Raw genomic sequence first — 9,543 nt, 5'->3', positions numbered from 1 at the left:
CCAGTCACACCGAACCGGGAGCAGTTATGTCCGACAGGATCAAGTACGACTTCAGCGGCCTCGCAATGCTGTCCGATCAGATGAAACAGCAGGCCAAAGCGATCAACGACAAACAGGGCGACATCAAGGTTGTCGTGGACAAGCTGCAAGCAGGCTGGGAAGGGGCAGGTTCCGAAGCGTGGAACGACGCACAGCGTCGCTGGGCCCAGGCTTCCGAAGAACTGAACATGGTTCTCGCGCAGATCGCCGGAGCGACGGCGAGCGGCTCGGAGAAGATGCAGGAAGCTGATCGGATCGCCGCAAACGGGTTCGGTCGCTGACAACATCCCATGCCGTGATGACACCCCGCCTGCCCCGGTACCGTCAGGTTGCCGGGGCAGGCGCATGTCGATCGCTCGCGTCGCTGTGCTGGACGATGATGCTGTTGGCAGGAATGGCTGCGCTTTGACCTGGCAGCGGGTAGACCGGTATCGTCTATCGGTGGCGTGCCGTAGGGCTCCGGCAGAAATGCGTGGAGACCGGCGGTTCTCGGGTCTCAACTGGCCGCCGAGGATCGTTTACGCGATACGCACATGGTCAGCAGTGGAATGAATTAAGACGAGGAAGATCTGTGTCTACGTACACCCCGAAGGCCGGAGATGTGACCCACACGTGGCACGTCATCGACGCCACTGACGTGGTGCTCGGCCGTCTTGCCGTTCAGGCAGCGAACTTGCTGCGTGGCAAGCACAAGCCCACCTACGCGCCGCACATCGACGGTGGTGACTTCGTTGTCATCATCAACGCAGAGAAGGTTGCCATCAGCGGCAACAAGCTGCAGGGCAAGAACGTTTACCACCACTCCGGATTCCCGGGTGGCCTGAAGTCCCGCACTGTCGGTGAGGTCCTCGACAGGACTCCCGATCGTCTCGTCGAGAAGGCCATCGTCGGCATGCTCCCCAAGACGAAGCTCGGCCGCGCAATGAGCAGCAAGCTCAAGGTTTACGCGGGCCCGAATCACCCCCACACCGCGCAGCAGCCGGTGCCGTTCGAGATCAAGCAGGTCGCACAGTGACATCGCCGGAAGGGCAGAACGTGTCCGAAGAGAACATCGAAGCAGTGGAAGAGCTTGTCTCTGACGCAGTCGAGGTCGTCGAAGAGGTTGCTGCAGCTACGCTCGCACCGATCGTCCTCGATCGCCCGGTCCAGACCGTCGGTCGCCGCAAGGAGGCTGTCGTTCGCGTCCGGATGGCTCCCGGTACCGGTCAGTTCAAGCTCAACGGTCGTACGTTGGAGGACTACTTCCCCAACAAGGTTCACCAGCAGCTGATCAAGGCTCCGCTGGTGCTCGTCGAGCGTCCTGAGTCTTTCGACATCATTGCACTGCTGCACGGTGGCGGCCCGTCCGGTCAGGCAGGCGCACTGCGTCTGGCTATCGCGCGCGCACTCATCGAGGTAACCCCTGATGATCGTCCGGCCCTCAAGCGTGCAGGCTTCCTGACGCGTGACGCCCGCGCGGTCGAGCGTAAGAAGTACGGCCTGAAGAAGGCCCGTAAGGCATCGCAGTACTCCAAGCGCTGATGCTTTGCCGAGGTTGACCCGACGGGTCTGCTTCGGCACCTGTTCACCACAAGAGCGGGCGTCCATCGTTACCGGACGCTCGCTCTTGTGTTTCTCGGAGAAATTCCCTTCTCGAGTTCCCTTCTCGAGGTTCACAGGATTCAGGAGTCGTTCTATGGGTCGGTTGTTCGGTACTGACGGTGTTCGTGGACTTGCCAATTCGGATCTGACTGCAGATCTTGCATTGAGATTGGCAGTTGCCGCGGCGAGCGTACTGACAGCCGACACCTCGGACGCACGTCCGACCGCCGTGATCGGCCGCGATCCTCGCGCCAGCGGTGAGATGCTTCAAGCCGCGGTGACCGCAGGATTGAGTTCCGCGGGTGTCGACGTGCTCGACGTGGGTGTTCTTCCGACTCCGGCAGTTGCATACTTGACGGCAAAGCTCGACGCCAGTCTCGGTGTCATGATCTCTGCATCGCATAATCCCATGCCGGACAACGGAATCAAGATTTTCGCAGCCGGTGGACACAAGCTGGATGATGCTGTCGAGGTGGCGATCGAGGATGCACTCGACGGCACTGCGCCGCCCGTCCTACCGACAGGTGCCGGGATCGGCCGCGTCCGTACGGTCGACGACGCCGCTCAGCTGTACCTTGCGCATCTGGCGAGCGCGGCGAGCGAGCCACTCGCTGGACTCACCGTTGTGGTCGACTGCGCCAACGGCGCTGCTTCCGCGCTCGCACCGGTTGCCTACGCGGCAGCGGGCGCTCGCGTCATCGCGATCAGCGCCGAGCCCGACGGCCTCAACATCAACGACGGCTGCGGATCGACGCACCTGGAGAATCTTCAGAAAGCCGTAGTCGATCACGGGGCGGACCTAGGCCTCGCGCACGACGGCGACGCCGACCGTTGCCTGGCCGTCGACGAGACCGGAGCGGTGGTCGACGGTGACGCGATCATGGCAGTTCTGGCGATCGCGATGAACGACGCCGGCGAGTTGGTCGAGAACACTCTCGTCGCGACTGTCATGAGCAATCTCGGTTTGCACATCGCGATGCGCGAGGCCGGTATCAACATCGTGACTGCTGCCGTAGGCGACCGCTACGTTTTGGAGGAACTGCGCGCGGGCGGATACAGCCTCGGCGGCGAGCAGTCAGGCCATGTCGTGTTGCCGGCGTTCGGCACCACGGGCGATGGGATTCTCACCGGCCTCCGGCTGCTCGGACGAATGGCTCGCACGGGTAAGTCGGCATCCGCACTGGCCGCAACGATGACAACCCTTCCGCAGGTTCTGATCAACGTGAAGGTCGGGGACAAGGCGACAGTCGCAGCATCGCCGTCGGTACTCGCAGCAGTCGCGGACGCAGAGCGCGTCCTCGGTGACGGGGGTCGCGTGCTCCTGCGCCCGTCCGGGACAGAGCAACTGGTCCGCGTCATGGTCGAGGCCACCGAACTTCCGCTCGCGCAGAAGCTGGCCGACGAGTTGGCCGAGATCGTCGGTTCGGTTTAGCCCCTCATTACGCGTTCGCGTTTTGAGGGAACGTAATTGCGCCCTGCTGCGTCCAAGGAGTCAAAGGCCGCTCGACGTGCGAGTGGTTCCGCTGAAACTTGGGGGCGCTCGTGGATGTCGACCGCGCTGGAACAGATGAATTGGCACGCCATGCGGTGTCGGTGGCCCAGGCTCTGCGCGATTCTGCGGACCCGATCAGGCGTCTGCGATTCAGCGGTGCCGTTTCGGGCCGTGATTACGCCGAGCATGGAGCCGCGTTGGCATCGGCATTGGCGGTCCTGAATTCACGCTTGACGGGGCGTGCCGATCTTCTCGATACGTTGGCGCCTCGGCTTTCCTCTTCGGCTGAGGTGATCGCTGAGGTGGACGGTCAGGGTGCGCGGCGATTGCGAGACTCCAGCGGGTCGGTCTCATGAGACCGACGAGCGGTACCGCACAGGCAGTACCAAACAGCTACTATTGCGTCGAAGATATTCTTGCACTGCGTGATTCACGCGTGCGTCCCGACGAAATCCTGGATGCTGGTGCGAGGGGACTACAGTTCTTCGATCGATTTCACGACCTGGCCTCTCGGTTGGGCTTCGAAGAACGGATGCTTTCGTCCTACGAGGATGCGTATCGCGCAGAGGCCGGTATCGATTTCGAGGCACTAATGCGAGATGCGTCGGACATGGCCGCAGCGGTGGACGGTTCGGTCGCCGAGATCGCGATGCTGACGACCCTGGCGGAGAATCTTCCTGCAGTGTGGAATGTTTCCGGCGTGGGTGCGGTGGTAGATCAGGCCTTCGCGGCGCGGCGTGAAGCTCGGTCCGATGCGGATTCGGCGCCACTGTTGATCACGCTGGCCGACGAGTTCGCGCGGACGGTTCGAACGGCTTTGGCAGACAAGGCTTTCAAGGTGGCAAGCCTCGACCGGGCGACGATCGGCGGTCTGGGTGCGGGGGAGATCGACCAGCTGACTCACGTCGCTTCCACCGGTCGTGGTGCGGCGCCATGGCTGGACACGGTTTTTCGTTCGGCGTATCTCGATACTCGCGATGAATTCGACAGGGCGTGTGCGGAGTGCGCGAGCGCGGTTGATCATGCTTTTGACGCCGCGACCCAGTGGGTGACAGACGCGTTCACGTCAACCTTTCCGATCGCCGAGCCGAGTGCATCCGGTGTCGCCGCCGCTCCTGTCTCTTTCTCGATCGGCGGCAACACTTGGGGCTTCTCGATTGCGTCCGACGGTCGTGGGGTGAGTCTGGATGTTGCAGGTGCTGACGGGAACTCTGTGTCGGCCACCCTGGAGTTGAGCGAAAATGGTTGGCCGAGAATAGTGCTCGATGCCGATCCGGAGATGTCGCTGCACGAGGCGCGCCCGCAAGAAGCGTCCCAGCCTGCGACACTCCAGCCCGAAACTCCCGACCCTGAGATTCGCGAGCACGAGGTGCCGGTTGAATCCAACGCCGAGTTCTCGCCCGCGCCGGACCCGGAGCCGCCTTCCACAGTCCCCGACGAGTCGATCGTGGCTCCCGACGGAGAGACGGGCGCTGAGTTGGCCGGAGCTGGTCCGCTGTGAAGTCCGTTCACGCGCCGTTCGAAGCGATCCGTCGAACCCTCGATTCTCAACTCGACGACTTCCGTGAGCGCAGAGTGGCCGCAGCGAGCGCGGAATCGCACCAGGAGCCGCCGTCCGAAACGACATCCGCCGAGAATGACACGGATGGGCCGGTCAGGTCCGGCCCGTATCTGCGATCCGCGTCAGAGCCGACGCCGACGCCGCCGTGCTCGCCGCCGGAGTCGGTGGCGAGTACGGACTCCTACTTACGCAACAGCTGGCTGGCCCGCGCGTCGGAGTGAGGTTCGACCGGCAGCAACGGCGCCGTGTGCGGAATCTCGACGTCGGGATCAGCAAAATCCTTGTACTTCTTGTCGCCGGTCAGATGGAACAACAGGAAGCCCGTGAGCAGGCACCGTGTGGCGGCCTGCGTCTTGCGCTCCGATCCACCGAGGCCCAGGGCGCCGAGGAGTCGGCGGCCTTCGATCAGTCCGGCGTCTTGGGCGTCATTCACGGTACGTGCGATGACAGGACCGCCCCACTCCACGCTCAGCGGCCGGGCATTGCTGGTCAAGGAATCGACGTCGTCTTCGCCGGCGAGGATCAATCCGGGCGCTGTGATCTTCGACGCGTAGTTCTCCGCCTTGGGTGCTGTCGGGGCCGGGAACAGTGCGGCTACCGCACCGACATCCCCGCGCTGCGCTGCGGCCAGTACCGCAGCGCCCGCGCCCATGCCGTGACCGGCAAAGGCGACCCGATCGGGTTGGACGCTGATCTGTCCGGGGCCGAGTCGCACGCCGACGCAGATGTCGAGCGTCGCTCGAAGATCTGCAGCCAATCCGAGATGTGACGGGACCGGACCGCGTTCGCTGTCGGGCGCCGCTGCGACAATTCCCCAGGAAGCGAGGTGCTGGAGTGTCTGCTCGTACTTGTGGGACCCGACCATCCACCCGTGCGCGAAGGCAACGGCGGGGAGATTGAAACCGGTTTCCGGCGTGTACACGACACCCGGCTGTCCGGCCAGGGCGAGGTTGCCGCGGAGAACTCGGTGCGGGCCGCGCTTGGACAGCTCACGGGTCAGTGTCTTCAGTTTCGGTGCCACGGTTGAAGACGTTATCCGATGAGCCGCCTCGTGTATGCGGAGCGGACGCTGCAACCAGGTGCGGGAACCGCAAAATGCGCCCACCGCCGATGTCCAAGTACCCTGAGTCACCATGTGCGGAATCGTGGGATACGTCGGCCACCGCCCAGCTCTGGGCGTTGTGGTGGAGGCTTTGCGACGAATGGAGTATCGCGGGTACGACTCGTCGGGAATCGCGATTCTCGACGGAACCGGTGGGGTCGAGATCGAGCGTAAGGCCGGTAAGTTGGCCAACCTCGAGGCGGAGCTCGGCGAGTACGGTGCGGATCACTTCGTCGGTACGTCCGGTATGGGCCATACCCGTTGGGCGACGCATGGGCGTCCGACGGACCGCAATGCGCACCCGCATCGTGATGCCTCGGGCAAGCTGGCTGTCGTTCACAACGGAATCATCGAGAATTTTGCCCCGCTGCGTGCGGAGCTCGAGGCTGCAGGCGTCGAACTGCAGAGCGACACGGATTCCGAGGTCGCGGTTCACCTCGTCGCCCGGGCGTACGCCCAGGGGCCGACGGCAGGTGATTTCATCGAGAGTGCGCTGTCGGTGGTTCGTCGGTTGGAAGGTGCGTTCACGCTCGTCTTCACGCACGCTGATCATGCGGACACGATTGTCGCCGCGCGCCGCTCGACACCGCTCGTAGTCGGTGTCGGTGAGGGCGAGATGTTCCTCGGCTCCGACGTCGCTGCATTCATCGAGCACACACGCGATGCGGTTGAACTCGGACAGGATCAGGCAGTGGTGATCACTGCCGACAGCTACCGGATCTCCGACTTCGCGGGTAACGAGGCAGAAGGACGCCCGTTCCGCATCGACTGGGATCTCGCGGCCGCCGAAAAGGGTGGTCACGATTACTTCATGCTCAAGGAGATCGAAGAGCAGCCGACCGCTGTCGCCGACACGCTCCTCGGCCACTTCGAGAACGGGAAGATCGTCCTCGACGAGCAGCGGTTGTCCGATCAGGAACTGCGCGACGTCGACAAGGTGTTCGTTGTCGCTTGCGGTAGCGCTTACCACTCCGGTCTGTTGGCGAAGTACGCGATCGAGCATTGGACGCGTCTACCTGTCGAGGTCGAACTCGCCAGCGAATTCCGTTACCGCGACCCGGTTCTCGATCGCTCGACGCTTGTTGTCGCAATCTCGCAGTCGGGGGAAACGGCCGATACGCTCGAGGCTGTCAAGCACGCCAAGGACCAGAAGGCACGCGTCCTGGCGATCTGCAACACCAACGGTGCACAGATCCCGCGTGAAGCCGACGCAGTTCTCTACACGCGGGCAGGACCGGAAATCGCGGTCGCGTCCACCAAGGCGTTCCTGGCGCAGGTGACCGCGAACTACCTCGTCGGTTTGGCTTTGGCGCAGGCTCGCGGAACCAAGTATCCGGACGAGGTCGCCCGCGAGTACGCCGACCTCGAAGCGATGCCCGCATTGGTCAGCAAGGTGCTCGAGACGGCAGAACCGGTGCGCGCGTTGGCGCGCCAGTTCGCGCACGCGTCGACCGTGCTGTTCCTGGGGCGTCACGTCGGCTACCCGGTGGCGCTCGAGGGTGCGCTCAAGCTCAAGGAGCTTGCGTACATGCACGCCGAGGGCTTTGCCGCCGGTGAGCTCAAGCACGGCCCGATCGCCTTGATCGAGGAGGACCTTCCGGTCATCATCGTCATGCCGTCGCCGCAGGGCCGCGCTGTCCTGCACTCGAAGTTGGTGTCCAACATTCAGGAGATCAAGGCGCGCGGGGCGACGACTATCGTCATCGCTGAGGAAGGCGACACCGTCGCCGCGGCGCACGCGGATCACCTGATCGAGATTCCGGCGTCACCGACTCTGCTGCAGCCGTTGCTGTCCACGGTTCCGTTGCAGATCTTTGCGGCCGAGGTTGCCGCGGCGCGTGGCTATGACGTCGACAAGCCGCGTAACCTGGCGAAATCGGTTACGGTCGAGTAGCTTTCGCTAGAAAATCGGGCCCCGCAGTCGCAAGACTGTGGGGCCCGAGCGCGTTACGGCGTCTCGACGACGACGGTTCCGCGCATCTCGGGATGCGGTGTGCAGGTGTAGTCGTAGGTTCCGGGTTCGGTGAACGTGTAGGTGTAGGTTCCCGATTTCTTGAGCGGACTGCGGAGTTTGCCCTTGGCGTCCCCGAGGCCGTTGACGTCGTGGGCCATTCCGTTGTCGTCGAACACCCACGTGACCGTCTCGCCGACATTCACGGTGATGGACGCGGGGGAGTACGCCATCCCGGAGATGGTCACCACGGGTCCGCTGGCCGTCGTTTCCGGAGCCGGTGGTGTGGAGTCGGTGCCGGAACTGCACCCGACCAGACCGAGAGCGAGCACGAGACCCGCGATTGCCGGGCGAAGACGTGATTTCATGGTTTCGAGGGTAGCGACGGCAACTGAAGGGTTCCGACATGCGTGGGTACTACACAGCCGATCAGGTGCGAGCAGCTGAGGCGCCGCTGCTCGACAAGCTGCCCGACGGGGTGCTGATGCGTCGAGCGGCGTACGGTCTTGCGCGAGTAGTCGCGGACGAATTGCGTTCCCGTACAGGGTCGGTCGCGCATCGGTCGGTGACGCTTCTGGTCGGTACGGGCGACAACGGCGGTGATGCCCTGTGGGCCGGTGCGTTGCTCCGCAAACGAGGTGTGAGCGTGCGGGCCGTGTTGCTCGATCCGGCGCGCGCTCATCGGGCGGGCCTCGATGCTCTCTTGACGGCCGGCGGCCGAGTCGCCGCCGAAGTCGGGTCGCCGGATCTGGTGATCGACGGCATCGTCGGGATTTCCGGGCACGGCGGTCTACGGCCTGACGCGGCCGATCTCGTCGGCCAGGTGGATGCACCGATCGTGGCGGTCGATCTTCCGAGCGGCGTCGACGCGAACACCGGCGCAGTGGACGGCCCGTCGGTGACCGCTGATGTGACGGTCACATTCGGTGCGCTCAAGCCGGTACACGTACTCGCGGCTCCGCTGTGTGGTCGTGTCGAACTCGTGGACATCGGATTGAGCGTCGGCGAACCCGAATTCGGTTCGCTCGATCCGGCGGAGGTCGGTGCGCTGTGGCCGGTGCCCGGTCCGGAGGACGACAAGTATTCGCAGGGTGTGGTGGGCATCGTTGCGGGAAGTGAGCAGTATCCCGGCGCGGGCGTGCTCTGTACCGGTGCCGCGGTGACCGCGACCGCCGGCCTGGTCCGCTACGCCGGGCACGGCGCCACCGAGGTGCTCGCCCGGTTCCCGGAGGTGATTGCGAGTGAGACCTTCCAAGCCGCCGGGCGAGTTCAGGCGTGGGTGGTCGGCCCCGGTATGGGTACCGACGACGACGCCGCGCGACTTCTGGCGTCGGTGCTGGCTACTGATGTACCCGTTGTTGTCGATGCGGACGGACTTACCCTCCTCGCTCAGCGTCCCGAACTTGTCGCAGCCCGGACCGCGCCGACACTGTTGACGCCCCACGCCGGCGAGTTCGCTCGATTCACAACTCTTGGCGACGACAGGATCGCGGCCACGCGTGCTCTTGCCGCACGCCTCGGAGTCACGGTCCTGCTGAAGGGCCATACGACGGTGATCTCGGATCCCGGCGGTGAGGTGCTGGTCAACGACGCCGGCGGCTCCTGGGCATCGACGGCAGGTTCGGGTGACATCCTCTCCGGTGTGATCGGTGCGTTGCTGGCGGCGGGTCTGAGCCCTCTCGAAGCCGGGGCCGTCGGGGCGCGGGCTCACGCGTTGGCTGCGAACATCGCCGCTGCCGGCGGTCAGAGCGATGTCGCCGGAGCACCGATTTCGGCTTCACCCCTGCTGGGAGGTCTGCGGGAATCGGTGCGTGTGC

At 64.3% G+C, this 9,543-nt stretch carries 10 protein-coding genes; 8 read left to right on the top strand and 2 right to left on the bottom strand.

What is annotated here, in order from left to right; genetic code table 11:
* From A2J01_RS06110 to A2J01_RS06085, 6 genes are all read left to right on the top strand, one after another.
* Window positions 1-320, top strand: a 320-nt coding sequence (locus tag A2J01_RS06110) for a WXG100 family type VII secretion target (RefSeq protein ID WP_231915713.1), incomplete at its 5' end; no start/stop codon positions are given.
* A 290-nt stretch (window positions 321-610) separates the two neighbouring features.
* Window positions 611-1,054 carry a 50S ribosomal protein L13 gene (gene rplM, locus A2J01_RS06105; RefSeq protein ID WP_003940842.1) on the top strand — a complete coding sequence of 148 codons (444 nt, stop codon included), beginning with the start codon at window positions 611-613 and terminating at the stop codon, window positions 1,052-1,054.
* Window positions 1,051-1,560, top strand: coding sequence for a 30S ribosomal protein S9 (gene rpsI, locus A2J01_RS06100; RefSeq protein ID WP_064112319.1), 510 nt, complete (start codon window positions 1,051-1,053; stop codon window positions 1,558-1,560). The genes rplM and rpsI overlap by 4 nt, the downstream gene beginning before the upstream one ends.
* A 154-nt stretch (window positions 1,561-1,714) precedes the next feature.
* Window positions 1,715-3,052, top strand: a complete 1,338-nt coding sequence (gene glmM / locus A2J01_RS06095; RefSeq protein ID WP_003940774.1) for a phosphoglucosamine mutase — start codon at window positions 1,715-1,717, stop codon at window positions 3,050-3,052.
* Window positions 3,053-3,162: 110 nt separating this feature from the next.
* The gene (locus tag A2J01_RS06090; RefSeq protein ID WP_064112318.1) at window positions 3,163-3,468 is read left to right on the top strand and encodes a hypothetical protein; all 306 of its coding nucleotides are present in this window, start codon (window positions 3,163-3,165) and stop codon (window positions 3,466-3,468) included.
* A complete protein-coding gene (locus A2J01_RS06085) occupies window positions 3,465-4,613 on the top strand; it encodes a hypothetical protein (protein WP_064112317.1) in 1,149 nt (382 codons plus the stop codon). The genes A2J01_RS06090 and A2J01_RS06085 overlap by 4 nt, the downstream gene beginning before the upstream one ends.
* Window positions 4,614-4,854: 241 nt before the next feature.
* Here the strand turns inward: A2J01_RS06085 and A2J01_RS06080 are convergent, their stop codons facing one another.
* Window positions 4,855-5,694 carry a poly(ethylene terephthalate) hydrolase family protein gene (locus A2J01_RS06080; RefSeq protein WP_003941000.1) on the bottom strand — a complete coding sequence of 280 codons (840 nt, stop codon included), beginning with the start codon at window positions 5,692-5,694 and terminating at the stop codon, window positions 4,855-4,857.
* A gap of 112 nt (window positions 5,695-5,806) precedes the next feature.
* Here A2J01_RS06080 and glmS point away from each other — a divergent pair, with 112 nt between their 5' ends.
* Window positions 5,807-7,669 (top strand): glutamine--fructose-6-phosphate transaminase (isomerizing), encoded by a 1,863-nt coding sequence (gene glmS, locus A2J01_RS06075; RefSeq protein WP_003940837.1) that lies wholly within the window; start codon window positions 5,807-5,809, stop codon window positions 7,667-7,669.
* Between the two features lie 53 nt (window positions 7,670-7,722).
* Here glmS and A2J01_RS06070 read toward each other — a convergent pair whose 3' ends face one another.
* On the bottom strand, window positions 7,723-8,094 hold the full coding sequence (locus A2J01_RS06070) for a plastocyanin/azurin family copper-binding protein (protein ID WP_003940908.1): 372 nt from the start codon (window positions 8,092-8,094) through the stop codon (window positions 7,723-7,725).
* 38 nt (window positions 8,095-8,132) lie between these two features.
* On the opposite strand from A2J01_RS06070, the gene A2J01_RS06065 reads away from it, so the two are divergent.
* Window positions 8,133-9,543: NAD(P)H-hydrate dehydratase (locus tag A2J01_RS06065; protein ID WP_064112316.1), on the top strand; the 1,411-nt coding region annotated here is incomplete at its 3' end.

This window comes from Rhodococcus sp. EPR-134, assembly GCF_001647205.1.
Lineage (GTDB): Bacteria > Actinomycetota > Actinomycetes > Mycobacteriales > Mycobacteriaceae > Rhodococcus_F > Rhodococcus_F qingshengii.
Note: the sequence above shows the minus strand (reverse complement) of the source record. Positions and strands in the feature narration are given on the sequence as shown.

Bases quoted from the DNA above. Each gene is read 5' to 3' on its own strand.
- glmM (WP_003940774.1), top strand. From the start codon at position 1,715: ATGGGTCGGTTGTTCGGTACTGACGGTGTTCGTGGACTTGCCAATTCG.
- A2J01_RS06085 (WP_064112317.1), top strand. From the start codon at position 3,465: ATGAGACCGACGAGCGGTACCGCACAGGCAGTACCAAACAGCTACTAT.
- glmS (WP_003940837.1), top strand. From the start codon at position 5,807: ATGTGCGGAATCGTGGGATACGTCGGCCACCGCCCAGCTCTGGGCGTT.
- A2J01_RS06070 (WP_003940908.1), bottom strand. From the start codon at position 8,094: ATGAAATCACGTCTTCGCCCGGCAATCGCGGGTCTCGTGCTCGCTCTC.